Source organism: Geodermatophilus sp. DSM 44513 (genome assembly GCF_032460525.1).
Classification (GTDB): Bacteria; Actinomycetota; Actinomycetes; order Mycobacteriales; family Geodermatophilaceae; genus Geodermatophilus.
Genome location: NZ_CP135963.1, coordinates 424,028 through 449,254, shown reverse-complemented (window position 1 = coordinate 449,254; position 25,227 = coordinate 424,028). Strand labels below are relative to the sequence as shown.

Sequence of the window (25,227 nt, the reverse complement as noted above, 5' to 3'; positions counted from 1 at the left end):
CCCACCGACCCCCGGCGGTCCCGCCGTCCGGGAACGCGAGAAGGAGCACCGTTGACCAGATCCTCCCGACGCCTGACCCGGCTCATCGCCACGGCCACGGCCGTCTCCGCGCTCGCCGCCTGCGGCGGCAGCGACGGTGGCGGCGCAGGCGGAGGCGGAGGCGAGAACGAGGCCTCCGACACCGGCATCACCGCGGACGCCATCAAGATCGGCGCGCACTACCCGCTCACCGGTGTGGCCGCCCCGGGCTACAGCGAGATCCCCACCGGAGTGGACTGCTACTTCGACTTCGTCAACGCCGCCGGCGGCGTCAACGGCCGGCAGATCGACTACGTCTACCGCGACGACGCCTACAATCCCACCAACACCAGCGCCGTGGTCAACGAGCTCGTCCTCCAGGACGAGGTGTTCATGCTGATGGGCGGCCTGGGCACCCCGACGCACAGCGCCGTCCTGGACTTCCTCAACGGCGAGGGCGTGCCCGACCTGTTCGTCGCCTCGGGCTCGCTTCTCTGGGACAACCCGGAGGAGAACCCCTACACGTTCGGCTGGCAACCGGACTACGAGATCGAGGGCAAGGTCATCGGCCAGTACATCGCCGAGAACTTCCCCGAGGCGCGAGTGGGCCTCTTCCTGCAGGACGACGACTTCGGCGAGGACGGCGAGGCCGGCGTCCGGCAGTTCATCGACGACCAGATCGTGGCCGCGGAGCGGTACGTGCCGGGCAACACCGACGTCGGCCCGCAGCTGGCCGCGCTGCAGGCGGCCGGCGCGGACTTCGTCGTCGGCTTCAACGTGCCCAGCTACACGGCGCTGTCCCAGCTGACCGCGCTGCGCCTGGGCTACGACCCGCAGTGGTTCTACTCCAACGTCGGCTCGGACCCGGCGCTGGTCGGCTCGCTGCTGGCCAACTTCTCCCAGGGCCAGGTCAGCGACGCCAGCCTGCTCGACGGCGCGCTGACCACGGAGTACCTCGCCGGCGTCGACACCCCCGACGACCCGTGGGTGCAGCTGTGGCAGCGGGTGTGGGACGAGTGCGAGTCGGCTGAGGGGGAGCTGACGAACTACCGGGTCTACGGCATGGCCCAGGCCTACACGACGATCCAGGCACTGCAGGCCGCCGGCCAGAACCCGACCCGGGACGGGCTGGTGGAGGCCGTCGAGCAGGCCGGTGCCGAGTTCGAGGGCCCGGCGCTGGCGCCCTACCGCTACTCCGCCGAGCGGCACGCCGGTGTCGGGGGCGTGAAGATCGCGCGGATCACCGGCACCTCGGCCGAGGACCTCACCCCGGTGCTGGTCACCGACAACGGCGACGCGGCGATCGAGGAGTCCGACGCCGAGCCGACGACCCCGCCGGAGAGCGGCATCCCCGACGTCCAGCCGGTCGGGTGACCTGAGCCTCCGCCGGGTCCTGCCGTCCACCCGCGGCCGGACCCGGCGGGGGCCCCGACCTCACGACCGGCCGGTGGACACTTCACCGGTTGAGTGTGTGCCGCGGTGATCACCGGGTAGGAGGCGCGGCGGCGCGCACGGCCGCGTGCCCGGTACGGATGGGAGCAGGCATGGTGCGCGCGGCACGGACGATCCGGCGGGCGGTGGTGACCGGGGGGGCCGGGTTCCTCGGCTCGCACCTCTGCGAGCAGCTGCTCGCCCGGGACGTCGAGGTCGTCTGCCTGGACAACTTCCTCACCGGGTCCCCGCAGAACGTCGTCCACCTCCTGGAGCACCCCGGTTTCCGGCTGGTGCGCTGCGACGTCACCGACTACGTGCACGTGCCCGGCGAGGTCGACCTGGTGCTGCACTTCGCCTCGCCGGCCAGCCCGCTGGACTACCTGAAGATGCCCATCGAGACGCTCAAGGTCGGCAGCCTGGGCACCCTGCACACCCTCGGGCTGGCCCACGAGAAGGGCGCCCGGTACGTGCTCGCCTCCACCTCGGAGGTCTACGGCGACCCGCTGGTGCACCCGCAGGACGAGGAGTACTGGGGCAACGTCAACCCGGTCGGCCCGCGCGGGGTCTACGACGAGGCCAAGCGGTTCAGCGAGGCCATGACCACGGCCTACCGGACGTCGAAGGGCACCGACACCGGCATCGTCCGGATCTTCAACACCTACGGCCCGCGGATGCGCCCGGACGACGGCCGCGCCATCCCCGCCTTCGTGGGGCAGGCGCTGTCCGGCCGCCCGCTGACCGTCGCCGGCGACGGCTCGCAGACCCGGTCCATCTGCTACGTCGACGACACCGTGCGCGGCATCCTCGCGATGGCCTTCTCCGGGGAGGCCGGGCCGGTCAACATCGGCAACCCCGACGAGCTGTCCATGCTGCGGCTGGCCGAGTGGATCGTCGAGCTCACCGGTTCCTCCTCGCCGATCTCCTTCATCGACCTGCCGGTGGACGACCCGAGGGTCCGCCGCCCGGACACCACCCGGGCCGAGCGGCTGCTCGGCTGGCGGCCGACGGTGCCGTCGGAGGAGGGTCTGCGGCGCACGGTGGCGTGGTTCGCCGAGCACCTGCGGGCCGCTGCCTGATCCACGGAGGGTCAGCACCCGCACCTACCCTGGAGCGGGCGGTCGCCGGGGTCGCCGGAGCGCCTGACCACTCCGACGGGGGAACTGCTCGATGGGCCGCCACGCCGCCACCGCTGCCGGCCGCCGGCCGGTGCAGCTGACGCCGCAGCTCCTCATCGCCCTCGCGGTGGCCACGGTCGTCCTGCTCGCCGCCGGACTCACCGTGTGGGCCGTCGACGCCGCGGGCGGCGGGTGCGAGCGGACCACGGTCGTGCGGGTCACCGTCGCCCCCGAGCTCGCCCCCGTCGCCGAGCGGGTGCTCACCGACGCCGAGGGCCTGCGTCCCGCGGACTGCGCCGCCGCCGAGGTCACCGCCCAGGAGCCGGTGCAGACGGTGGGCGACCTCGGCGCGCTGGACGCCGCGTCCCTGCCGCACGTGTGGGTGCCGGACTCCTCGCTGTGGACCGCGCGCGCCGAGGGGGCGGACCTGCAGACCGTGGGTCAGGTCGCCTCCTCCCCCGTGGTGCTGGCCACCAGCGCGGCGGCGGTCGACGAGCTCGGCTGGCGCGACGGGGCACCGGGGTGGGCCGAGGCCATGGGCGGCCCGCAGGCGATCGCCGTCCCCGACCTCGCCGCCAGCGCTGAGGCGATCGCCGCGCTGGGCGCGGTGCGGACCGCCCTGGGCGGGGACGAGGACGCGGACAACGCCGTGGTGCAGACGGTGCTCGCCGCCGAGCGCGGGCCGTCGGTCTCCCCCGCCGAGGCGCTGGCCGCCGGCAGCGCGGGCGACGCGGACGCGCCGCTGGTGCCGGTCAGCGAGCAGCAGGTGTGGGCGGCCGGCGCCGGCGGTGAGGACGCGCAGCTGGTCGCCGTCCACCCGGCGGAGGGGTCGCCGGTGCTGGACCACCCGCTGGTGCGGGTCGGCTCCGCGCCGGCCCCGGACGCCGCGGCGGTCGACGCCGTGGTCCGGGCGCTGACCTCCGACGCGGCGCGGTCCGCCGTCGTCGAGGCCGGCTTCCGCGACCCCGGCGGCGCCGCGCCGGCCGGCGTCGCCGAGCAGAGCCCCGGGACGCTGCAGCTGGACCCCGCCGAGGTGCAGGCGCTGCTCGCCCAGCTGGCCGAGCTGGCCGCGCCGTCCCGGATCCTCACCGTCTTCGACGTCTCGCTGTCCATGGAGGCACCGGCCGGCGACGGCACCCGCGCCACCCTCGCCCGCGACGCCGCGCGCAGCACGCTCACCCTGGTGCCGGACGGGTTCGCGCTGGGGCTGTGGTTCTTCGCCGCCGAGCTCGACGGCGAGCGGGACTGGACCGAGGTGGTGCCCACCCGCGAGCTCGCCGCGGAGGCCGAGGGCAGCGTGCAGCGCGACCTGCTCGACGAGCAGCTCGCCGCGATCCCCGACCGGCTGGACCCCGGCGGCACCGGCCTCTACGACACCACGCTGGACGCCGTGCGGGCGGCCCGCGCGGACTTCGACCCGACCGCGGTCAACAGCGTGCTCCTGGTCACCGACGGCGCCAACGAGGACAGCCGGGGCATCGGGCTCGAGGAGCTGCTGTCCACGCTGCGCGACGAGGCGGACCCCGACCGGCCGGTCAAGGTCATCGGGGTCGCCCTCGGCCCGGACGCCGACCTCTCCGTGCTGGAGCAGGTCGCCGAGGTGACCGGCGGCGAGGCCTACTCCGCGGTCGACCCGACCGACCTGCAGACCGTGCTGTTCGACGCCCTCCGCCAGCGCTGAGCCAGCGGTGAGCCGTTGCCCACATCACGATCGTTCCGGTCCCCGCGATCGGTCCACCTCGGCCGGGTGGCGTCCCGGCCGGCCTGTTCCGCCCTGGGAGAGTCGTGCTCTGCCCACGGTGGTGGGCAGAGCACGAGCGTGCTCAGAGCAACCCGTCCAGCACGGCGGTCACCTCCGCGACGGTGACCCGGGCCAGCGCGGGGTCCAGCGCGGTGCCCCAGGGGTCGCCGGTGCCGTCCCCGTGCCAGAGGACGACGTGCAGTGGTCCGTGCCGCGAGGCCCTCGGCGGGGGCCCCCACAGCGCCGGTGACACCGGTCCGAACAGCACCACCGACGGGCGGCGGTAGGCGGTCGCCAGGTGGGCCAGGCCGGTGTCGCCGCTGACCACGACGCGGGCGCCGGCGACGACGGCGGCCAGCTCGAGGGTCGTCGTCCGCCCGGCCAGGACGGCGTCCTCCCCCAGCCCGGCGCCGTCTGCCACCGAGCGGGCGAGCGGCACCTCGGCCGGGCTCCCGGTGACGCGCACGTCCAGACCGCGGTCGGCGAGGTGCCGGGCGACGGCGGCGAACCGGTCGGCCGGCCAGCGCCGGGAGGAGAACGCCGCCCCCGGGTGCACCAGGGCCACGCCCGCCGGCGCCGGCGGGCCCACGTCGGGCACGGCGAGGTCGAGTGCGTCCGGGTCGGCGTCGACCCCCAGCCCCTCGGCCACCAGCCGGCACCAGCGCTGCACCTCGTGCTCGTCGGGGTGCCACTCCGGTCCCGGCCAGCCGGGGCTGGCGAAGGTGAGCAGCCGCTCGGGGTGCAGGTCGGCGACGACGACGTGCGAGGCCGGGCCCCTGCCGTGCAGGTCGACGGCGAGCTCCGGGGGCGGGCCGGGCCAGTCCAGCGGCTCGAGCTCCCGGGCGGGCAGCACCTCGTCGACGGCGTCGACCAGCCCGGCCAGCGGCGCCAGGGCCGCGGTGGTGGCCAGCACCAGCCGGTGGCCGGGCACCGCGGCCCGCACCGCCCGGATCGCCGGGACGCCGGTCAGCAGGTCGCCCAGCCCCAACGGCCGCAGCACCACCGCGACGGGGCGCCCCTCCCGGGCGCCAATATCGCGACAAGGGCGGTCCGGGGGCGGCTTCACACGCGGGAGCGCTGGACCAGGGCGGTCGTGGAGTGCCCGTCCAGGTAGGGCAGCACGACGGCCTGGCCGCCCCAGCGCCGCAGCACCGCGGCCTCGGGCAGGTCCGCGCCGGCGTAGTCGCCGCCCTTGGCCCACACGTCCGGGCGCAGCCGGCCGAGCACCTCCGCCGGGGTGTCCTCGTCGAAGACGACGACGGCGTCGACGAACTCCAGCGCCTCCAGCACCCGGGCCCGGTCGGCCGCCGTCACCAGTGGCCGCGAGGGCCCCTTCAGCCGGCGCACCGACTCGTCGGAGTTGATGCACACCACCAGGCAGTCGCCCAGCCCGCGGGCGGCCCGCAGCGTGGCGACGTGACCGGGGTGCAGCAGGTCGAAACAGCCGCCGGTGGCCACGACGGTGCCGCCGCCGGCACGGACCCGGGCGATCACCTGGTCCGCCCCCGGCTCGGCGACGACGTCCGGGCCGGCCGGGGCCTGCGCGTCCCACGCCGACGCCCCGCCGCGGGCGACGAAGTCCCCGGCGAACGCCACCGCGGCGGCCACCGCCTCGCCGGTCACCGCGCCGTCGGCCAGCGCGAGGGCAGCGGCGGCGGCGAAGGAGTCACCGGCCCCGCAGGGGTCCCCGCCGGTCACCGGCGCCGCGGGCACGACCATCGGCGCGCCCTCGCCGTAGGACAGCAGCGCGCCCCGGGCGCCGAGGGTCACCGCGACCGCGCCGACACCCCAGTGCCGGATGAGCGCCTCGGCACGGGCACCGACCGCCGCCAGGCCGTCGCCGGCGGCCGTCACCCCGGCGGCCGCGGCCACCCGGGTCGCCTCGGCACCATTGGGGGTCACCAGCCGGGCGGTGGGCACCGGGTCCGCGCCGCGGGGGTGCGGGTCCCAGACCACCGGCCCGCCGGCCGCGGCCAGCGCAGTGCGGACGGCGGGGTCGGCCGTCGTCCCCCGGCCGTAGTCGGCCACCAGCACGGCCGCCGCCGACCGGATCACCTCGGCCGCGGCGGCGGGCAGCGCGCCGAGGCCGGCCACCGGGGCGCCGCTGTCGATGCGGACCACCGAGTGGTCGCCCACGCGGACCCGGCGCTTGACCGCCGTCCCCCCGGTCGCCGGGACCTCCACCAGCCGCACCCGGCCGGCCAGCAGCGCGCGCAGCCGGCCCGCGTCCGCGTCGTCGGTCATCGGGGTGACCAGCACGACCTCGCGCCGGGTGGCCCGGGCGGCGACGACGGCGGCCAGGGCGGCGCCGCCGGGCCGCTCGCGGGTCTCGACGTCCTCGACCACCGGCACGGGGGCGTCGGGGGTCAGCCGGGACGCCGTCCCGACCAGGTCGACGTCGAGCAGCGCGTCACCGACGACGACCAGCGGACCGGTGCCGCTCACGGGGCGACCCCGAGCCGGCTCTGCGGTACCCGGGCGGGCTCGGCGAGCACGGCGGCGTCGAAGGCCGCGCAGAGCAGGTGCAGCGCGACCAGGTGGCACTCCTGCACCGTCGCCGTCCACGGGGAGTCGATGCACACCGCGTCGTCGCACGCCGCGGCCAGCGGGTTGGGCGCCGGGCCGGTCATCGCCAGCACGGTGATGCCGCAGTCGCGGGCCCGCCGGGCGGCGGCGACGGCGTTGGGGCTGCGCCCGGAGGTGGACAGCAGCACCAGCACGTCCCCGGCCCGCCCGTGCGCCTCGACCTGGCGGGCGAACAGCTCGTCGGCCGGGTAGTCGTTGGCGATCGCGGTCAGCGAGGAGGTCTCCGCGGTCAGGCAGATCGCGGAGAACGGCGGCCGGTCGGCCCGGTAGCGGCCGACCAGCTCCGCGGTCAGGTGCTGCGCCTGCGCCGCGCTGCCGCCGTTGCCGGCAGCCAGGAGCCGGCCCCGCTCCGGGGCGCACAGCACGTCGGCGACCTGCCGGCCCCACCGGTCCAGGACGTCGAGCTGGCCGTCCAGCGAGCGCAGCGCGGCGGTCAGCGAGGCGACGTGGTCGGCGCCGGTCAGGTGGGTGCAGGTCTCGGGCGACACGGACTCGAGACTCATCGGGCGACCTCCACGGGGGTGCGGCGGGCCAGGACCTGCCGGTAGACGGACTCGGTGTCGGCGACCACGCGGGCCCACCGGTAGCGGGCGCGGGCGCGCCGGACGCCGGCCGCGCCGTACACGGCGCGGCGGGCGTCGTCGGCGAGCAGCGCCGAGAGCACCGCGCCCAGCCGGACGGGGTCCCGCGGCGGCACCAGCTCGCCGGTGACGCCGTCGGCGACGGAGTCCTGCAGCCCGCCGACCGCGGTGGCGACCACGGGGCGGCCGCAGGCCATCGCCTCCAGCGGGGTGATGCCGAACGGCTCGTACCAGGGCACGGCGAGCACCACGTCGGCCGAGCGGATCCAGGCCGGGACGTCGGCCCGGGCCACGGCGCCGGTGAACACGAGCCGGTCGGCGACACCGAGGGAGGCGGCGACCGCGCGCAGCCGGCGCACCTCCGGGTCGTCGTCCAGCCGGCCGGCCGGCGGGCCGCCGACGACGACCAGCTCCGCACCGGGGACGGCGGCCAGCGCGCGGACGGCGTCCTCCTGGCCCTTGCGCTCGACCAGCCGGCCGAGGACCAGCAGCCGCGCCCGCTCCCCGCGGGGGGCCACCGGGCCGCGCGGGGTGAACACCGCGGTGTCCACGCCGCAGGGCACGATCGAGGCGCGGTCGCTGTCCAGGCCCAGCCGGCGCAGCTCGAAGACCTCGTCGGAGCAGGTGGCCACCACGTGTGCGACGGTGCGGCACAGCGACCGCTCCAGCTCGACGCGGTTCGGCGGGGAGGTGTCGGCGACGCCCTGGTGGCGGCGCTTGACCGAGCCCAGCGCGTGGAAGGTCTGCAGGACCGGCACCGGCCCCGCGGCGGCGACCGCGGCCAGCCCGCTCATCCAGAAGTGCGCGTGCACCAAGTCCGGGGGCCGCCGCGCCCACTCCCGGCGCAGCACGGAGGCGAACTCCGGCATGTGCCGCAGGAGCGCGTCCTTCTGCAGCACCCGCTCGGGGCCCGCGGCGACGTGTGCGACGTCGTAGCCGTCGGCGGTGGTCACCCGGTCGGGGGCGTCCGGGTCCTCCCGGCGGGTGTGCACGGTCACCGTGTGCCCGCGGCGGGCCAGGCCCGCGGCCAGGGCGGCGACGTGCACGTTCTGCCCGCCGGCGTCCACCCCGCCGATGGCGGCGAGCGGGCTGGCGTGCTCGCTGACCAGGTCCACGATCACCGGACCACCTCCTCCAGCAGCGCGTCCCAGTCGGCGAGGAACCGCAGCAGCCCGTACCGCTCCAGCGCGGCAGCGCGGGCCGCCTCGCCTGCTGATCGGGCGGCGTCCTCGTCGTGCAGCCAGGTGCGGACGGCGTCCCACAGGACGGCCGGCCGGGTGGAGACGACACCAGCCTCGGCCGGCACCGCCTCGACCACCTCGGTGGTGGCCAGCGCGGCCACCGGCATGCCCAGCTGCATCGCCTCGATCAGCGAGAGCCCCAGCGAGGTCCACCGGACCGGGTGCACGTAGACCCGGCGGCGGGCCAGCTCGGCGTGCATGGCCGCCTGCGGCGGGTCGTCGTGCAGCACGACCCGGTGGGGGTCCAGGCCGTGGCGCTCGTGCAGCCCGGCCAGCCCCATGCCGAAGACGTCGACCGGCGCGACCGCGGCCAGGCCGGGCAGCAGGTCGGCGCCCACGGTGCGGCCCCGGCGGACCGGGTCGTTGGTGACGACGGCGGCGCGGGCCAGCTCACCGGTCCAGCGCTCGCCGGGGTCAACGACGCCGTGCTCGACCACCGTCGTGGGGGCGCGGCCGTTGTCGTAGAACAGCTCGTTGAAGTGCGTGACGTGGACGATCGGGATGCGGTCCTGGTCGGCCAGCGGGTGGCGGGTGTGCGGCACCGGCCCGTCGTCGGGCTCCAGCCCCGGCGCGTTGTGCTCCAGGAAGACCGCGGGCAGGTCGCGGCCGGGCTCGCGGCCCAGCCACTGCCGCACCAACTGCAGGTCGCGGGTCCGCTGCAGGACGACCACGTCGACGTGCTCGTCGCGCAGCTGCTCCGGCGTCACCTCGCGGGCGGACGCCGGCCAGTCCCAGGTGCGCGCCCGGCCGAGCCCGTCGGGGCCCCGGCCGGGGACGACGGGCAGCAGGTACTCGTGCCGGCCCTGGACGAACGCCGTCGTCCACGAGCCGTGCACGTGCCAGAGCAGGACCCTCACGCGGCGACCACCTTCTCGACTGCGGCCACGACGTCGGCCGCGGTCACCGACGTCAGGCACGGGTGGCCGGCCACCGGGCACGCGCGGGCCCGGGTCAGCCGGCAGGGGGCGTCCTGGTCGCCGAGCAGCACCGTGGGCACGCCGTACGGGGCCCACCGCGCGGCCGGGACGACCGGGGAGAACAGCGAGACGACCGGCGTCCCGACGGCGGCGGCCAGGTGCGCCGGGCCGGTGTTGCCGACGACGACCGCGGCGGCACCGTCGAGCACGGCGGCCAGCCCGGCGAGGTCCAGGGCACCGCCGAGGTCGACGCCCCGGGTGCCGGCGACGGCCGCGCTGAGCGCCCGCTCCCCCGGCCCGCCGGTGACCAGCACCCGGTGGCCGGCGTCGGCCAGCGCCTCGACCGCCTCCGCGCAGCGGTGCGCCGGCCAGGCCCGGGCCGGGACGCTGGCCCCCGGGTGCAGGACGACGTAGCCCGGCTCCTGCGGCACCGGCGGCAGGGGCCGGCGGACGGCGAGCCGGCCGTCGTCGCCGGCCGGCAGGTCGAAGCCGGCGGCGCGGGCCAGGGACAGCGCCCGCTCGGGCTCCGGGACGTCGTCGTCGACCCGGTGGCGGACGTCGAGCAGCGCGCCGGGGTAGTCGACGCTGGTCGCCGAGATGCGCGGCACCCCGGCGGCGCGCAGCAGCAGCGCGAGCGGCAGCGGCGACTGGTGGAACGACGTGCTGATGACCGCCGCGTCGGGCGCCAACGCCCGCACCCGCCCGGTCAGCGCGGCCAGGTCGTCGGCGTCGACCGTCGGGGGGTCGCCGAGGATCCACGGGCAGGCCCACGTCCACACCTCGTCGACCCCGGGCAGCAGGCGGGCCGCCTCGGCCCCGGCCGGGCCGGCCAGGAAGACGACCCGGTCGGCGCCGTGCGCGACCGCGCGCACCAGGGGGCCCTGGACCAGCACGTCGCCGACGGAGTCCAGCCGGGCGACCAGGACGGTGCCGGTCACCACTCCCCCGCCAGGACGAGGTCCACGGCCTCGGCGAGCGAGCGCACCGCGAGCGGGGCGGCGGCGATCTCCGCCGTCCTGGTGACCGGGGTCGGGACGAGGACACCGACCGCCCCGGCCGCGGCGGCCGCCTCGACGTCCGCGCCGATGTCGCCGACGACCACGGTGCGCGCCGGGTCGACGTCCAGCTCGGCGCAGGCGGCCTTGACCATGCCGGGGGCGGGCTTGCGGCACGAGCAGCCGTCGTCCGGGCCGTGCGGGCAGACCTGGATCGTCTCGAACGGGCCGAGCAGCTCCTCGAGCCGGGCCATGCAGGCGTCCACCTGCGCGCGGGTGATGAGCCCCCGGGCCACGCCGGACTGGTTGCTCACCACGCCGAGCCGCACGCCGCGGGCGCGCAGCGCGTCGACGGCCTCCCGCGCGCCGGGCACCGGCCGCACGAACTCCGGGTCGCCGTTGTACGGGTAGTCGCGGACCAGGGTGCCGTCGCGGTCGAACAGCACCAGGTCGGGCAGCCCCCGCCAGGGGCGCACGCCGACGTGCCGGACGACGCCGCGCAGCCAGTGCCCGGTGGCCAGCGGCGGGATGAGCGCGCTGGTGGCCAGCATGGTGGTCACCTCGGCGCGGTCCCGCGGGCCGGGGGCGATCCGGGCCCAGGCGAACTCGGCGGTGCCGGCGGCCCAGGCGAGCGCGGCCAGCGCGGCGGCGCGCGGCCGGCGGGCCACGGCGAGCCCGACCGCGGCCAGCGCGGCCGCGGTCACCGCCAGGTGCTGGGGGCGGCGGCCCAGCGGGGCGTCGGCGCGCTCCCGCCAGTCGCGGCCGTGCAGCCGGCGCATGAGGACGTCGTCGGCGTTGCCCGCCTGCACGCGCAGGCTCACCCAGCGGTCGACCGGGCGGACCGGGTGGGTGATCCACCGCTGCCCGCGGACCAGCCGGGCGCCGGTGTCCATGACCCGCAGCGCCAGGTCGGAGTCCTCGCGGAAGGCGCGGGGGAAGCGCTCGTCGAAGCCGCCGACCGCGGCCAGCGCGCTGCGCCGGTAGGCGAGGTCGGCGGTGATCCAGGAGCTGGTGGCCAGCCCGGCGGTGCCGCGCTCCCAGTCGGTGGGGCGGCGGTCGGCCGGCAGGGGCACCCGCACCCGGCCCTGGCTGCCGGCCACGTCCGGAGCGAGGGCCGTGAGGTCAGCGGCCAGCCGCTGGTACCAGTCGGGGTCGGGGACCACGTCGTCGTCGAGGAAGGCCACCCAGGCGGTGCGCACGCTCCGCCAGCCGAGGTTGCGGGCGCGGGCCGGACCGCCGCCGCCGGTGCGCAGCACCCGCACCGGCGGCAGCCCGGGGCGCTCCGGGCTCAGCGGCCCACCGGCGGGCCGGTCGTCGACCAGCACCAGCTCGGCCGGGCGCGGACCCGGGGCCCGGGCGAGGGCGTCGAGCAGCACGTCGAGCGACGGCCGGCCGACCGTCGGCACGACCACCGAGCACTGCGCGAGCCCTCCCTGCATGATCGCGTCCTGCCCGCCCCGGGTGTAGCGGAAACACTACGGGCTTGAAGTGACCGCCACCCGTCTGCAGGTGGCCCCCCTGCAGGGCCCCGCCGCGAGCGTGCGAGTGGTGGGGGGCAGGGGGGTCCTTCGTCAGCGGCGGGTGCGGGCGGCGGCGGACACCCGGGCGAGGGCGTCGGTGACCACGGCGGCGTCGTCCCCCAGCAGGGTGAGCAGGTGGGCCACCAGGCCGTCGTGGGTCAGCCGGGCGTCCTCGACCTTGGCCCGGCCGGCGGGGGTGAGCCGGGCGTGCAGCAGCCGCCGGTCGCCGGAGGACCGCTCACGGACGACGTAGCCCCCGGCCACCAGGCGGGTCACCGTGCTGGTCACCCCGGCCCGCGAGATGCCGAGCGCCTCGGCCACCTCGCCCATGGAGGCCCGCTCGCCGGGCGCCTCGGCGATCCGCCGCAGTGCCTCGTACCCGGTGAGGGAGAGGTCGTGCCGCCGGTGCAGCGCGGAGTCGACGCGGCGGGTGATCCGGTCGTGCACCTGCACGATGCGCAGCCACGTCTCGGCCGGGGTCGGCGCCACGCCGGGGACGTCGGCCACGTCCCCGGGGACCGGCCCGGCGGTCACGTCGAGCGCCGGGACGTCGTCGGGGCGGGCCACCGGTCCATCGTCGCCGACGGCGCGCTCAGGCGCTCCCGAGGGGCGGCGACGACCGCGGGCGGCCACCCGGCCGGCGGCTCCCGGAGACGACCGCGGCCCCGGCACCCGCGGCGAGCAGCACCCCGCCGGCGGCGAGCAGCGGCCAGCGGCTCTCGCCGTCCTCCCCGGCAGAGACCTGCTGGGTGGCGACGGTGACGACCGGCGACCCCGCGGGATCCCCGCCCGACGGCCCCTCCAGCGCGGGCACCACCGCGGCACCGGAGATGGCGGCGCACTCCCCGGCCGCCGGGCGGGTGAAGTCGAAGCCGGTCAGGTCGTCGACGTGGCCGGGGCCCGAACCGTCCAGCGGGACGTACTCCAGGTACGGGTCGACGGTCTCCCCCCAGTCGACCGGCCCCGTGCGCAGCACGACCACGGCACCCGGGGCGAGCTCGGCGGCGTCCTCCCCTGCGGGACGGCGCACGGTCGCCAGCGTGACCGCGTAGCCGGCGGTGCCGGCGGTCACCTCGACGACCACCCCGCCCGGCCGGCAGCTGGGGCCGTGGGTGACGCGGGCGTCGGGGAGCGCCGCGTGGTCGACGGCGGCCGCGGGGCCGGCCAGGGCGACACCGGCGCAGAACAGCGCGGCGGACAGGACACCGAGCACCGCCACGGGTGCCGGCCTGGTGGCCACCTGCACGTGCACGTCCCCCTGCTGCCGCGCCGAGGTGCCGACGGCGCCCCGGTGCCGACCATGATGCAGGTGACCGGGCCCGAGGTGGTCCGATCCCACGCCGGTGGCGCGTGTCGCCCCGGCGTGTCGGCGGAGAGTCGGGGCCGCCCCGCGCGACGGGCTGTGATCCCGCGCTCACTACGGTGCCCCCGTGGACTCAGCAGCGGGCACCGGTCGCCGCCGGCAGGACGAGGTCTACCGCGCGGGGGTGTACGGGCGCCGGCCGCTCGTGCCCACCGCCGCGCGGGCGCTGCAGCGCCGCGCCCGCGCGCGGCTGGGGGCCCGGGCGTACGCCTACGTCGCGGGTGGGGCCGGCGAGGAGGCCACCCAGCGGGCCAACCGCGCCGCCTTCGACCGCTGGGTCCTCGTCCCCCGGGTGCTGCGCGACGTCAGCGCCCGGGACACCTCGGTGGAGCTCCTCGGCCGGCGGCTGCCCGCCCCGCTGCTGCTCGGCCCGGTCGGGGCGCTGGAGCTGGTGCACCCGGCCGCCGACCTCGCGGTCGCCCGCGCCGCGGCGTCCCTCGGGGTGCCGATGGTCTTCTCCAACCAGGCCTCGGTGCCCATGGAGGAGTGCGCCGCGGCGATGGACCAGGCCCCCCACCCCGCCCCGCGGTGGTCCCAGCTGTACTGGTCGACGTCCGACGAGCTGGTGGAGAGCCTGGTCGGGCGGGCGGAGGCCAGCGGCTGCGACGCGCTGGTGGTCACCCTGGACACCACGATGCTCGGCTGGCGCCCCCGCGACCTGGACCTGGGCCACCTGCCCTTCGCGCTGGGGAAGGGCATCGCGCAGTACACCTCCGACCCGGTGTTCCGGCGGCTGGTCCGGGAGCGCGCCGCCGCCCCCGCACCCACCGAGCCGGGCGCCGCGGCGCGGCGGGACCGCCAGCCCCGGCCGACGCTGTCCGCCGTCCGGGCGCTGGTCGGCATGGCGCGGGCCTGGCCGGGCCCGCTGCTGGACAACCTGCGCTCCCCGCTGCCCCGGGCCGCCGTCGAGACCTTCCTGTCCATCTACTCCCGGCCCTCGATCACCTGGGCCGACCTGGCGTGGCTTCGGGCCCGCACCCGGCTGCCGATCGTGCTCAAGGGGGTGCTGCACCCCGACGACGCGCGGCGGGCGGTGGACGAGGGCGTGGACGGCGTGGTGGTCAGCACCCACGGCGGCCGGCAGGTGGACCGCTCGATCGCCGCGCTGGACGCCCTGCCCGAGGTGGTGGCCGCGGTCGGCGACCGCGCACCGGTGCTGCTGGACAGCGGGGTGCGCAGCGGCGCCGACGTGCTCACCGCGGTGGCCCTCGGCGCCCGGGCGGTGCTGCTCGGCCGGCCGTACGCGTGGGGGCTGGCCCTGGCCGGCGAGGAGGGCGTGCGCCAGGTGGTGTCCGACGTGCTGGGCGAGTTCGACCTGACGCTGGGGCTCACCGGGCACACCGCCGTCGGCCAGCTCACCCCGGACGTGCTGCGGCGGGTCGGCTGAGCCGACACGCCGGGGCCGGTCTTGACCGGCGGGAGTGACCGGGGTCACAGTGGTCACGGGCGGGGGCAGCCGGCAACGAGTGGCCACCCAACGCTGGGTGGATCGACCAACGCGGCCAGACCGCCAGGACCGGCCCCCCGCCCCCACACCACCCCGCGCGGACGGCGGCGCCGTCCATGCCGGGTCGGGACGGCGGCCAGCACCCCTGCTCGTGGACACTCGTGCTCTGCCCACCACCGTGGGCAGAGCACGAGCACCCGCGCCACCACGACCGGCCCCCGGCGTCTCGCCGGCGAGCGCGCGGCCTCACCCGGCGAGGTGGCCCCACTCGTTGACCAGGTCCGACCACCGCCCGGTGGCCGCGACCCGCCCCTCGTCGAGGACGACGACCCGGTCCGCGCGCGCCAGCGCCGACCGCTTCGAGCTCGCCCCGACCACGGTGACCCCGCGCCGGCGCAGCGCCTCCCACAGCTCGGTCTCGGTGCGGGCGTCCAGCGCGGAGGAGACGTCGTCGGCCACCAGCAGCTCGGCGTCCGTGGCCAGCGCCCGGGCCAGCGCCAGGCGCTGCACCTGCCCGCCGGACAGCCGCACCCCGCGGTGCCCGACGAGCGCGCCGTGCCCGCCGGCGTCGGCGACGTCGGGGCCCAGCCGGGCGTCGTCGACCGCGGAGTCGACGGTCCGGGCGTGGTCGAGGGTGATGTTGTCGGTGAACGAGCCGGACAGCACCCGCGGCAGCTGGCCGACGTAGCCGACCTGCCCGGGGCGCAGGAACAGCTGCGGGTCGTCGACCTCGTGCCCGTTCCACCGGATGGCGCCCTCGTGGTCGACCAGCCCGGCCAGGCTGGACAGCAGGCTGGACTTGCCCGAGCCGACCCGCCCGGTGAGCAGCACCAGCTCCCCCGCCTCGACGGTCAGGTGCACGCCCGCGACGCCGACGGTGCCGTCGTCGTGCACGGCGCTGACGTCCTCCAGCCGCAGCCGGCGCAGCGGCACGCGGTCGGCCGGGACCGGCGCCGGCGCCCGGCCGGTGACCAGGTCGACCCCGGACGGCGGGGTGACCAGGTCCGCGGTCCCGGCGAGCAGCGCGGCGGCCTCCAGCCACCGAGCGGCGACCGGCGCCTCGGTGACCGCCTTGGCGGCGACCGTGCCGAACCACGCCGAGCCGGTGACGGCGGTGCTGACCAGCAGCGCCGTGGCCAGGTCCCACCTGCCCGAGAGGTACACCGCCCAGGTCAGCACGACGCCGCCGTGGACCAGCAGCCACGGCACCCCCTCGAGCAGCGAGCGCACCCGGTGCTCGCGGACGGAGGCCGCGACCCGCCGCCGGTCGACCCGCCGCAGGTGGTCCTCGACGGCGGCCGTCGCCGCGGCCAGCTTCACGGTGCGGGCGGCGTCGAGCACCGACACCAGCGACCGGCCGAAGCGGGCCCGCTCGTCGCCGGCCACCTCCGCCGACGAGCCGGCGAGCGGGGCACCGGCGGCGGAGACCAGCGCGGACAGCACCAGCACGCCGGCGACGAGGGCGCCCGCCAGCAGGCTCTGCCCGGCCACCGCGGTGCCCGCGACGACCACGCCGGCGACCGCGATGTCCACCCAGCGGTCGGCATACCAGACCACCCGGTCGGTGTCGAGGGCGCGGGCGGTCACCTCGCCGGGCGGCGTGCGGGCCAGCCGGCGCTGCGACGTCTGCCCGAGCAGCACCGCCAGCCGCAGCTGCAGGGTCACCGCCGTCCACCACAGCGGGTACACCCGGAAGGCGACCGCCAGGGCGACCGGCGTGGCCAGCACCGCGACGGCGAGCGCCGCGGCGGTCCCCCACGGTGCGGCGCCGGCGTCCAGCGCCGCGACCAGCCGGCCCCACAGCCAGCCGGTGACCGCGCCGTACGCGCCGAGGAGGGACCCGACCAGGAAGCCGACCCCGCCGACCACCCCCCACCGCGGGTGCGCGCGGAGCATCCGCCACACCGTGCGGGTGAGGCTGGGCCGCGGCGCGGGTGCCGCCGGCCGCGGCGGCCGGCGTGCGGCGCGGCCCAGCGGCCGGGTCGCCGTCGGGGGTTCCGCCGCGTCGCCGGCCGCGGCGAGCAGCTCCCGGAACGGCCCGGGCTCGGCGGCCAGGCGGGCGCGGGGGCCGTGCTGGACGACCCGGCCGGCGTCGAGCACGGCGACCGCGTCGCAGTGCCGTGTGGTCGACAGCCGGTGGGCGATCACCACGCCGGTGCGCCCGGCGAGCAGCCGGTCGGCGGCGCGGGTGACCAGCCCCTCGGTCTGCGGGTCCATCCGGGCCGTGGCCTCGTCGAGGACGACGACGGCGACGTCGCGGACGAGCAGGCGGGCGAAGGCCACCAGCTGCTCCTCGCCGGCCGACAGGGTGGTCCCGCCGGTGCCCAGCCGGGTGTCCAGGCCGTCGGGCAGCGCGGCGACCCAGGCCTGCAGGCCGAGCGCGTCGACCGCCTGCCGCACGCGGTCGCGGGGCACGTCCGCGAAGAGGGTGACGTTGTCGGCCAGCGACGCGGCGAGCAGCTCGGTGCGCTGGGTGACCACGCCCACGGCCCGGCGCAGGTCCTCCACCGCGGTCACGGTGACGTCCTGGCCGCCGACGAACACGCTGCCCGCCGGGGGTTCCACCGCCCGGGACAGCAGGGCGGCCAGCGTGGACTTGCCCGCCCCGGTCCGGCCGACCAGGGCGCAGGTGGTCCCGGCGGGGACGCAGAGGTCCACCGAGCGCAGGGTGAAGCCCCCCGGGTAGCCGGCGGTGAGCGCGCGCACCTCGACGTCCACCGGCCCGGACGGGACCGACGCGCCGCCCCCCGGCTCCTGCGCGGCGTGCAGCAGCGCGCGGATGCGGGTCAGCGCACCCACCCCGGCCTGCACCTCGGGCATCTGGTGGCTGACCTGGCTGAGCTGCCCGACGAAGGCGGTGACCAGCAACCAGAGGGTGACCAGCCCGGCCACGTCCAGCCCGCCTCCGGCGACCAGCGCCACGCCGGCCAGCGCCAGGCCGCCGAGCACGGCGTGCAGCACCAGGCCGGTGCGCAGCAGCACCTGCGCGGACACGACGCTGGTGGACCGGACGCGGTCGAGCACGTCCCGCGCCCGGAGCGCGTACCGGCGGACGACGTGCGGCTGGCCCAGGCTGGACCGGACGTCGTCCCGCCCGGTGACGGCCTCCTCCAGCTGCGCCGAGTGGTCGGACCAGGCGACCTCCTCCCGCACCTTCCGCTCGGCGATCACCGGGGTGAGCCGCCGGGACACGACGACGACCAGCGCGGCGACGACGGGGAAGACCAGCCACGCCGGCCACCAGGTCAGCCCGGCCACTCCCCAGGCGAGCACCGACCGCAGCACCGACCGGGTCATCTCCCAGCCGGTGCGCCGCAGCAGCACGCCGACCTGGCGCGGGTCGTCGTCGACCCGGTCCACGACCTCGCCGACGGCCTGCTCCTGCAGCGCCGACAGCGGCTGGCGCAGCGCGGCGGCCAGCAGGTCCGCGCGCAGTCGCCCCTCGGCGCGCCCGACCACGCCGGAGAACACCGTGCGGCCGGCGGTGTCGAGCACCGTCGCCCCGAGCAGCAGCGCGGCGAGGGCGGCGACGAGGCCGGCCGTGGGGCCCTGGGCGAGCCGGCCCGCGACGACGGCGGCCAGCGTCTCCGCTGCCGCCCCGACGACGGCCACGGTCGCGGCGGCCGTCGTGGCCGGGCCGGCCAGCCGGCGCCAGGTGAGCGACACCGGGGGGACGGCGACGGGCCGCGGCCCGGCCGCCTCGCGCAGCACGGTGCTCGTCACGCCTCCATGCTCACCCGGACGCCGGACGGGCCGCCTCCGCATTTCCCCGGCCGTGGACACACCACGGCCCCGCCCTCGACGAGGAGGGCGGGGCCGCTGTGCTGTCTCAACCAGACGTGCACCCGAAGGGATTCGAACCCCTAACCTTCTGATCCGTAGTCAGATGCTCTATCCGTTGAGCTACGGGTGCCTGCTGTTCAGTTGTCCTGCGCGGAGGCTCCGGGATTTGAACCCGGGATGGGGATTAACCCAAACCGCATTAGCAGTGCGGCGCCATAGACCGGACTAGGCGAAGCCTCCCGAGGCCCGAGTCCCCCCGGAACCACCGAGAGAGAAGACTACCAGCGCGGGGGGCGGCGGTCCGCCGGGGGGCGGCCGACCCCCCGGCGGAGCGGCTCAGGCCGCGACCGGCTCCGGAGCCCGCCCGCGGGTCGGGCGCCGGCCGGGCACGAGGGTCACCAGCACCGCGACCGCGGCGCCGGCGACGGCGAGCAGCAGGCTGCCGGTGACGCCGGCCGGGCCCTCGATCAGCGCCCCGCCGAGCGCCGCCCCGACCGCGGACGCGCCGGTGGCCATCGTCGACAGCCAGGTGAACGCCTCCGTGGTCGCGTGCGCCGGGGCGATCGAGCCGACCAGCGAGTTCTGCACGGTCAGCGTCGGTGCGATGGCCGTGCCGCCCAGGAAGAGCAGCGCGCCGAGCACCCACGGGCTGGACGCCGCGGTGAGCGGCGCCAGGCCGATGGTCACGCCCAGCAGCAGCCAGCGGTACTGCCGGGGCAGCGAGACGCTGACCACCCGGGCGCCGAACCACAACCCGCCGGCCACCGAGCCGAGCGCCCACAGGGCCAGCAGCAGGCCGGACGCCCCCGGCGCGCCGGCGGCCTCGGCGAACGCGGGAACGGCCACCTCCAGCGCGCCGAACCCCAGCATCAGCGCGGCACCGCTGAGCAGCACCCGCGGCAGGCCCGGGGTGAGCACCGTGGCGAACGGCGAGGTCCGCGGCCCGTCCGGCACCGGGACCCACCGGCGCATCGCGGCCGACGTCGCGACACCGAGGGCGCCGGCCACCGCCAGCACCCCGGACACGCCGAGCGCCCAGGCCGGGCCGGCGAGCACCGTGAGCGCGGCGACCAGGGTCGGGCCGGCGACGAAGACCAGCTCGGTGGCGGTGGCGTCCAGGGCGAACGCGGTGCCGCGCACCTCCGGGTCGACCCGGGACCACAGCGCGCGGACCACACCGGACACCAGCGGCGTCGCGGCGCCCGCCGCGGCCGACGCCGCGAGGACCACCGCCGTCGGCGCGCCCCCGAGGACGGCGGCCACGAGCAGGGCCAGCAGCAGCGGGTACCCGGCGGCCTGGGCGAGCAGCACCGGACGCGGGGTGCGGCGGTCGGCCAGCCGGCCGAGGACCGGCGCCATCCCGGCCATGGCCAACCCGTAGGTGGCAGCGGCGAGGCCGGCGACGGCGTAGGAGCCGGTCCGCTGCTGCACCATGAGCAGCAGCGCCAGCGGGACCATGGCCGACGGGAGGCGGCCGGCGAAACCGGCGACCAGCAGCACCGGGGCGGACGGCAGGCGCCAGACGGACAGGTAGGAACGCACGACGAACTCACTCAGAACGAGGGGTGGACGGGAAGAGTAGGCGGTCAAACGCCGTTGACTGCCTACACGGTACGGAGGAGTGCGTAGGCGGTCAAGCCGCCGTAGCCCCCTACGGCGTGTCGGTGCACACCAGCGGCAGGAGACGGGCATGGACTACGACACCTACGGGTCCACGGCGGTCGAGCTGGCCATCGACCTGGCCAACGCCGACCGGGCCGCCGGGCCGGACTGGGCCGCGGCGTTCCTGCGCACCCACGCCGAGTGGCTCGAGCCGGGCACCGCTCCGGAGCTGTCCCCGGACGAGGTCGGGCGGGCCGCCGAGACCGCGGACCTGGTGCGGGCGGTCGCCGTCGCCCGCACCCAGCCGGAGGTGCTCGAGCGGCTCAACGCCCTGCTCGCCCTGGCCCACCCGCAGCCCTACGCCACCGACCACGACGGCGAGCTGCACCTGCACCACGCCCGCCGCGAGGCCCCGGCGCTGGAGCAGCTGACGACCACGGTGGCGATGGGTCTCGCCCAGGTCGTCGCCCAGCACGGGTGGCAGCGCCTGGGCGTCTGCTCGGCCGAGGGGTGCGACGACGTCTACGTCGACACCTCGCGCAACGCCAGCCGCCGCTACTGCTCCAACACCTGCGCCAGCCGCTCCACGGTCGCCGCCTACCGGGCCCGCCGGCGTTCCTGAGCCCAGGTCACCGAGACGCTAGCGTCCGGGTCATGCGGGGGGCCCGGCACTGGGACGCGCGCCTGCACTCCGCCGTCGGCGGGCTGCCGGCCACCGCGGCCGACCCGTGGCTGCGCCGGCTGAGCACCGCCGCCGACCACGGCCGGCTCTGGGTGGTCACCGGCGCGCTGCTGGGACTGCGCGGTGGGTCGCTGCGCCGGGGCGCCGTCCGGGGGCTGGGCTCGATGGCGGTCTCCAGCGGGCTGGTCAACGCCGCGCTCAAGCCGGTGTTCGGCCGCCGCCGCCCCGACCTGGCCGCCCACCCGGTGCACCGCCTCCTGCACCGGGCGCCGGACACGCACTCCTTCCCCAGCGGGCACGCCTCCTCGGCCGGTGCCTTCGTGACCGGCGTGGCGCTGGAGTGCCCGGCGGCCGGCCTGGCACTGGCGCCCCTCGCGGTGGCCGTCGGCTACTCCCGCGTGCACGTGGGCGTGCACTACCCCGGGGACGTCGTCGCTGGCCTCGCGGTCGGCGCGGCGGTGGCCCTCGCCGGGTGGCACCGGTGGCCGGCGCGGACGGCGCCGACCCCGGGTCACCGACCACCCCGTGGAGGGACGGGCACCCGGGCGTCGGCACCCTGACGACCCGTCCGCTCACGGGTGGTCAGCACGGGCGGTGCGCCGGGCGGGTCCTGGGCCGCAGGGGTTGCCCGTTCGGTGCGCCGGCCCAATCGTGCTGTTACGGACCGGCCGGTTCGCCTGCGGACGGGCCACCACACGTCCCGAGTGGGAGGGGCTGGGCCTGGTGGGTGGGCTGTGCGCGTGGGCGCACCGTCCGGCCCTGCCCGCCGCCGGCCCGCGCGGCGGGTACCGCCGGCCGGTCGGGCTGGTGCTGCTCACGGCCCTGGCGTGGCTGCTGCTGGTGCTGCTCGCCGACCGGGCCTCCGCCGCGGACGGCCCGTCCGACGCGCGGCGGTCCGCGGACGCGGGGTCCGCGGCGGGACCGGCTGCACCGGACGCCGGGGACCCCGCCGGCGGGGTGGGCACCGGTGGCGCCCCGGCGGACCCCGTCCCGCCTGCGGACGGCGGGCCGGCGCCCGAGGTGCCCCCGGACACCGGTGGGCCCGTCGGCGACGACGCCCCGCACCGCGGTGACCCGCCACCGGCCGGCGACGGGACGCCCTCGGCCGACGCCGAGGACGGCGGCACGCCCCCGGCCGACGCCGACGACGTCCGGGACCCGGCCGCACCGTCCCCGGCCGACCCTCCCCGCCCGGACTCCACGGCCCCCGCCGTGCCACCCCCGCCCGTCGTCCCGTCGGCTGGCACCCCGTCCCCACGGGAGGACGACGCCGCTCGGGAGGACGACGCCGCTCGGGAGGACGACGCCGCACCGGATGACGACGCCGCACCCCCGGCGTGGACCGGGCGACCGGCGCCCGCGGTGCCCGGGGACACCAGCGGTCCGGTCGCGGACGGCGTCCTCCCCCTGGACGAGCCGGACCCGAGGGCAGACGACGTCCCCCCTGCCGAGGACGCCCCACCCGTCGGCGGCCCGCCGTCCGGCGGCGCACCGGCGGCCGGGAGCGGCGGGACGCCGGGCACCGGTACCGGAGCGGACACCGACCCCACCGCGGTCCCCACGCCGGACCCCACCGTCGACCCCGCCACGGACCCTGCACCGGAGGTCGCCGGCCCGGCACCCGTCGTGTCCGACCCCGCCGGCTCCGCGCCCGTCCCGGCGCCCGCCCTCACGCCGGAGGCCGGTGACGTCGCGACCGCGGGCGCCCAGCCGCCCCTGCCCGTCCCGGCTGACCCGGCCGACCCGGCCGCGAGCGACCCCGCGACGGCGGTCCCCGCGGCCGCAGCCACCCCCGAGGCCGGACCGCTGCTGCCGCAGGACCCGGCCGTGGCACCCCTGACGGCCGCCGGCGCACCGGTCCCGCCCTGCGGCGAGCCCACGGCCGGCGCGCCGGTCCTGCGGGCCACGGAGAGCAGCCCCGACCGCGGCGCACGGACCGCGCCGACCGCGGGCGGGTCGCCGTCCGAGGTCACCGCACCGACCGGCGGGCCCGACCCGCTGCCGCCGCTCGCCCCGGCCGAGCCCCCCGTGCCGGCCACCCCACCCGCGCCCGGCTGGTCCCCGGCCGGTGCGGGCGGCACGACGGCGGGCGGCGCGCACGGCGCCGACCCCGGCGGCCCCCTGCTGGTCGCGGTCGTCGACCCCACCGCCACGACGGCGCTGACCCCCGCCCGGTCACGGGCCGCGGTCGAGCGCGCCGCCCGCGCCGTCCCCGGCGCCGACCGGCCCGGAGCCCGGCCCGACTGAGTCCGGCCGCGTCCCGCTCCCCGCGCTGGGTCGGGACGCACCCGAGGCCCGGCACCGCCGGGCCTGCGCCGTCGACGGGGTCCCACGCCCGCCCGCCACCACGCGGGCCGGCCCGCCCCGTCGCCGTCCCGGCGTCGCGCCGTCCTCCGTCGCACTCGACGCCGGGTCCTGCACCCCACGCCACCGGGCAGTCACGGGGCCGCCCGGTGGCGTGGGGGCAGACCTCGCGGCCGACGGCGCGGGGGTTGACCCAGCGGAGTCACGGGGACCTCACTACGGTCCCGGTCAGGGGTCCCCCGGCTTCCACCGGGGCACCCAGCGCACCGAGTCCACCCACGGAGAGAGGTCCCCCATGTTGGTCCGCCGGATCGCCCGGCCGCTGCTCGCCTCGTCGTTCGTCTACGGCGGCATCGACACCCTGCGCAACCCGCAGAGCCGGGTGCCGGGTGCCAAGCCCGTCGTCGACCAGATCACGGCCAAGGCCGACGAGCAGCTGCCGGTGCAGCTGCCGCGCGACGTCGAGCAGTACGTGAAGGTCAACGCCGGCGCCCAGGTCGCGGCCGGCTCGCTGCTGGCCCTGGGCCGGCTGCCCCGGCTCTCGGCGCTGGTCCTCTCGGCGAGCCTGGTGCCGACGACGCTGGCCGGGCACCGGTTCTGGGAGCACGAGGACCCCCAGGAGCGGTTCGGGCAGACCGCCCACTTCGCCAAGAACCTGAGCATGCTCGGCGGGCTGCTCATCGCCGCCGTCGACACCGAGGGCCGGCCGTCGGTGGGCTACCGCGCCCGCCGCGCCGCCTCGCGCGCCGGGCAGGCGACCGAGAAGAGCCTGGACCGCGCACAGAAGCGGGCCGCCAAGGCCCAGCGCAAGTCGGAGAAGAGGCTGCGGAAGGCGTCGCGCTGAGCGACCCGCTCCCGCCGGCGGGCGCGCTCCGGAGGATCGCCTTCCTCCTGGAGCGCGCCCGCGAGCCCACGCACCGCGTCGCGGCCTTCCGCACCGCCGCCGCCGTCGTCGACTCGCTGGGACCCGATGAGCTCGACCGGCGGATCCGCACCCGGACGCTCACCGACCTGCGCGGCATCGGCCCCAAGACGGGCGCGGCGATCGTGCAGGCGCACGCCGGCGAGGTGCCGGAGTACCTCGCCCGCCTGGAGGAGACCCACGGCGAGCTGGTGCCGCTGGCCGACGACGTCGCCGCCTTCCGCGCCCTGCTGCGCGGGGACCTGCACGTGCACTCCGACTGGTCCGACGGCGGCAGCCCGATCCGGGAGATGGCCGAGGCGGCGATCGGGCTGGGCCACGAGTACATCGCGCTGACCGACCACTCGCCGCGACTGACCGTCGCCAACGGGCTGTCCGCCGAGCGGCTCGAGCGGCAGCTGGACGTGGTCGCCGCGCTGAACGAGGAGCTCGCGCCCTTCCGGGTCCTCACCGGCATCGAGTGCGACATCAACGCCGACGGCAGCCTGGACCAGACCGAGGAGCTGCTCGGCCGGCTCGACGTCGTCGTGGCCAGCGTGCACTCGGACCTGCGTGCGGAGTCCGCCGCGATGACCGCGCGGATGCTCACCGCGGTCGCCAACCCGCACACCGACGTCCTCGGGCACTGCACCGGCCGGCTGCTCGTCCCCCGCGAGCAGCGCGAGGGACGCCGGCAGCGGCCCCGCCCGGAGAGCACCTTCGACGCCGAGGCGGTGTTCACCGCGTGCGTCGAGCACGGCACCGCCGTGGAGGTCAACTCCCGCCCGGAGCGGCTGGACCCGCCGCTGCGGCTGCTCGCCCTGGCCGTCGAGCTGGGCTGCGAGTTCTCGATCGACACCGACGCGCACGCCCCCGGGCAGCTGGACTGGCAGGGCAACGGGTGCGAGCGGGCCGTCGAGGTCGGCGTCCCGGCGGAGCGCGTGGTCAACACGCGCCCGGCCGAGGAGCTGCTGGCCTGGACGGCGGGGTAGCCGGC

Annotated in this window: 20 protein-coding genes and 2 tRNA genes; 9 read left to right on the top strand and 13 right to left on the bottom strand. The window is 77.8% G+C overall.

Annotated elements, in window-relative coordinates:
- Positions 1-51 precede the first annotated feature (51 nt).
- From RTG05_RS02055 to RTG05_RS02045, 3 genes are all read left to right on the top strand, one after another.
- Positions 52-1,392 (top strand): ABC transporter substrate-binding protein, encoded by a 1,341-nt coding sequence (locus RTG05_RS02055; protein ID WP_315912241.1) that lies wholly within the window; start codon positions 52-54, stop codon positions 1,390-1,392.
- A 170-nt stretch (positions 1,393-1,562) separates the two neighbouring features.
- Positions 1,563-2,528: a UDP-glucuronic acid decarboxylase family protein gene (locus RTG05_RS02050; protein ID WP_166527245.1), complete on the top strand. Its 966-nt coding sequence runs from the start codon at positions 1,563-1,565 to the stop codon at positions 2,526-2,528.
- 91 nt (positions 2,529-2,619) lie between these two features.
- Positions 2,620-4,248 (top strand): vWA domain-containing protein, encoded by a 1,629-nt coding sequence (locus RTG05_RS02045; RefSeq protein ID WP_166527244.1) that lies wholly within the window; start codon positions 2,620-2,622, stop codon positions 4,246-4,248.
- Positions 4,249-4,390: 142 nt separating this feature from the next.
- On the opposite strand, the gene RTG05_RS02040 is transcribed toward RTG05_RS02045, so the two are convergent.
- The 9 genes from RTG05_RS02040 to RTG05_RS02000 form a co-directional block, all read right to left on the bottom strand.
- Positions 4,391-5,374, bottom strand: coding sequence for a glycosyltransferase family 9 protein (locus RTG05_RS02040; RefSeq protein WP_315912240.1), 984 nt, complete (start codon positions 5,372-5,374; stop codon positions 4,391-4,393).
- Entirely contained in the window at positions 5,371-6,753 is a 1,383-nt protein-coding gene (gene rfaE2 / locus RTG05_RS02035; protein WP_166527243.1) for a D-glycero-beta-D-manno-heptose 1-phosphate adenylyltransferase, read from the bottom strand. The genes RTG05_RS02040 and rfaE2 overlap by 4 nt, the downstream gene beginning before the upstream one ends.
- Complete coding sequence (locus RTG05_RS02030; RefSeq protein ID WP_166527242.1) at positions 6,750-7,397, bottom strand: D-sedoheptulose-7-phosphate isomerase; 648 nt, start codon at positions 7,395-7,397, stop codon at positions 6,750-6,752. Before RTG05_RS02030 ends, rfaE2 begins: the two co-directional genes overlap by 4 nt.
- Positions 7,394-8,596 carry a glycosyltransferase gene (locus RTG05_RS02025; RefSeq protein ID WP_315912239.1) on the bottom strand — a complete coding sequence of 401 codons (1,203 nt, stop codon included), beginning with the start codon at positions 8,594-8,596 and terminating at the stop codon, positions 7,394-7,396. The genes RTG05_RS02030 and RTG05_RS02025 overlap by 4 nt, the downstream gene beginning before the upstream one ends.
- Complete coding sequence (locus tag RTG05_RS02020; RefSeq protein ID WP_166527241.1) at positions 8,593-9,573, bottom strand: glycosyltransferase; 981 nt, start codon at positions 9,571-9,573, stop codon at positions 8,593-8,595. Before RTG05_RS02020 ends, RTG05_RS02025 begins: the two co-directional genes overlap by 4 nt.
- Positions 9,570-10,571: a glycosyltransferase family 9 protein gene (locus RTG05_RS02015; RefSeq protein WP_315912238.1), complete on the bottom strand. Its 1,002-nt coding sequence runs from the start codon at positions 10,569-10,571 to the stop codon at positions 9,570-9,572. Before RTG05_RS02015 ends, RTG05_RS02020 begins: the two co-directional genes overlap by 4 nt.
- On the bottom strand, positions 10,568-12,067 hold the full coding sequence (locus RTG05_RS02010) for an HAD-IIIA family hydrolase (protein ID WP_166527239.1): 1,500 nt from the start codon (positions 12,065-12,067) through the stop codon (positions 10,568-10,570). The genes RTG05_RS02015 and RTG05_RS02010 overlap by 4 nt, the downstream gene beginning before the upstream one ends.
- Before the next feature lie 132 nt (positions 12,068-12,199).
- On the bottom strand, positions 12,200-12,715 hold the full coding sequence (locus tag RTG05_RS02005) for a MarR family winged helix-turn-helix transcriptional regulator (protein WP_315912237.1): 516 nt from the start codon (positions 12,713-12,715) through the stop codon (positions 12,200-12,202).
- A gap of 25 nt (positions 12,716-12,740) precedes the next feature.
- On the bottom strand, positions 12,741-13,400 hold the full coding sequence (locus RTG05_RS02000; protein WP_166527237.1) for a hypothetical protein: 660 nt from the start codon (positions 13,398-13,400) through the stop codon (positions 12,741-12,743).
- A gap of 178 nt (positions 13,401-13,578) precedes the next feature.
- Between RTG05_RS02000 and RTG05_RS01995 the strand changes: the two genes are divergently transcribed.
- Positions 13,579-14,898: an alpha-hydroxy-acid oxidizing protein gene (locus tag RTG05_RS01995; RefSeq protein ID WP_166527236.1), complete on the top strand. Its 1,320-nt coding sequence runs from the start codon at positions 13,579-13,581 to the stop codon at positions 14,896-14,898.
- 306 nt (positions 14,899-15,204) lie between these two features.
- Here the strand turns inward: RTG05_RS01995 and RTG05_RS01990 are convergent, their stop codons facing one another.
- From RTG05_RS01990 to RTG05_RS01975, 4 genes are all read right to left on the bottom strand, one after another.
- Complete coding sequence (locus RTG05_RS01990; protein WP_208104750.1) at positions 15,205-18,681, bottom strand: ATP-binding cassette domain-containing protein; 3,477 nt, start codon at positions 18,679-18,681, stop codon at positions 15,205-15,207.
- A gap of 117 nt (positions 18,682-18,798) precedes the next feature.
- A tRNA-Arg gene (locus RTG05_RS01985) sits at positions 18,799-18,871 on the bottom strand.
- 21 nt (positions 18,872-18,892) lie between these two features.
- A tRNA-Ser gene (locus tag RTG05_RS01980) sits at positions 18,893-18,981 on the bottom strand.
- Between the two features lie 96 nt (positions 18,982-19,077).
- The gene (locus RTG05_RS01975; protein ID WP_166527234.1) at positions 19,078-20,283 is read right to left on the bottom strand and encodes an MFS transporter; all 1,206 of its coding nucleotides are present in this window, start codon (positions 20,281-20,283) and stop codon (positions 19,078-19,080) included.
- A gap of 148 nt (positions 20,284-20,431) precedes the next feature.
- Here RTG05_RS01975 and RTG05_RS01970 point away from each other — a divergent pair, with 148 nt between their 5' ends.
- The 5 genes from RTG05_RS01970 (at position 20,432) to RTG05_RS01950 (ending at position 25,222) form a co-directional block, all read left to right on the top strand.
- Positions 20,432-20,965 carry a CGNR zinc finger domain-containing protein gene (locus tag RTG05_RS01970; RefSeq protein WP_166527233.1) on the top strand — a complete coding sequence of 178 codons (534 nt, stop codon included), beginning with the start codon at positions 20,432-20,434 and terminating at the stop codon, positions 20,963-20,965.
- Between the two features lie 32 nt (positions 20,966-20,997).
- Complete coding sequence (locus tag RTG05_RS01965) at positions 20,998-21,585, top strand: phosphatase PAP2 family protein (RefSeq protein ID WP_166527232.1); 588 nt, start codon at positions 20,998-21,000, stop codon at positions 21,583-21,585.
- A gap of 91 nt (positions 21,586-21,676) precedes the next feature.
- The gene (locus RTG05_RS01960; protein ID WP_315912236.1) at positions 21,677-23,272 is read left to right on the top strand and encodes a hypothetical protein; all 1,596 of its coding nucleotides are present in this window, start codon (positions 21,677-21,679) and stop codon (positions 23,270-23,272) included.
- 352 nt (positions 23,273-23,624) lie between these two features.
- Positions 23,625-24,173 carry a DoxX family protein gene (locus RTG05_RS01955; protein ID WP_208104749.1) on the top strand — a complete coding sequence of 183 codons (549 nt, stop codon included), beginning with the start codon at positions 23,625-23,627 and terminating at the stop codon, positions 24,171-24,173.
- Positions 24,170-25,222 carry a PHP domain-containing protein gene (locus RTG05_RS01950; protein WP_166529438.1) on the top strand — a complete coding sequence of 351 codons (1,053 nt, stop codon included), beginning with the start codon at positions 24,170-24,172 and terminating at the stop codon, positions 25,220-25,222. Before RTG05_RS01955 ends, RTG05_RS01950 begins: the two co-directional genes overlap by 4 nt.
- Positions 25,223-25,227 lie beyond the last annotated feature (5 nt).

What these genes read in the sequence shown, in the direction of transcription:
- RTG05_RS02050 (WP_166527245.1), top strand. Translation starts at nt 1,563, where the DNA reads ATGGTGCGCGCGGCACGGACGATCCGGCGGGCGGTGGTGACCGGGGGG.
- RTG05_RS02045 (WP_166527244.1), top strand. Translation starts at nt 2,620, where the DNA reads ATGGGCCGCCACGCCGCCACCGCTGCCGGCCGCCGGCCGGTGCAGCTG.
- RTG05_RS02030 (WP_166527242.1), bottom strand. Translation starts at nt 7,397, where the DNA reads ATGAGTCTCGAGTCCGTGTCGCCCGAGACCTGCACCCACCTGACCGGC.
- RTG05_RS02010 (WP_166527239.1), bottom strand. Translation starts at nt 12,067, where the DNA reads ATGCAGGGAGGGCTCGCGCAGTGCTCGGTGGTCGTGCCGACGGTCGGC.
- RTG05_RS01970 (WP_166527233.1), top strand. Translation starts at nt 20,432, where the DNA reads ATGGACTACGACACCTACGGGTCCACGGCGGTCGAGCTGGCCATCGAC.
- RTG05_RS01965 (WP_166527232.1), top strand. Translation starts at nt 20,998, where the DNA reads ATGCGGGGGGCCCGGCACTGGGACGCGCGCCTGCACTCCGCCGTCGGC.
- RTG05_RS01955 (WP_208104749.1), top strand. Translation starts at nt 23,625, where the DNA reads ATGTTGGTCCGCCGGATCGCCCGGCCGCTGCTCGCCTCGTCGTTCGTC.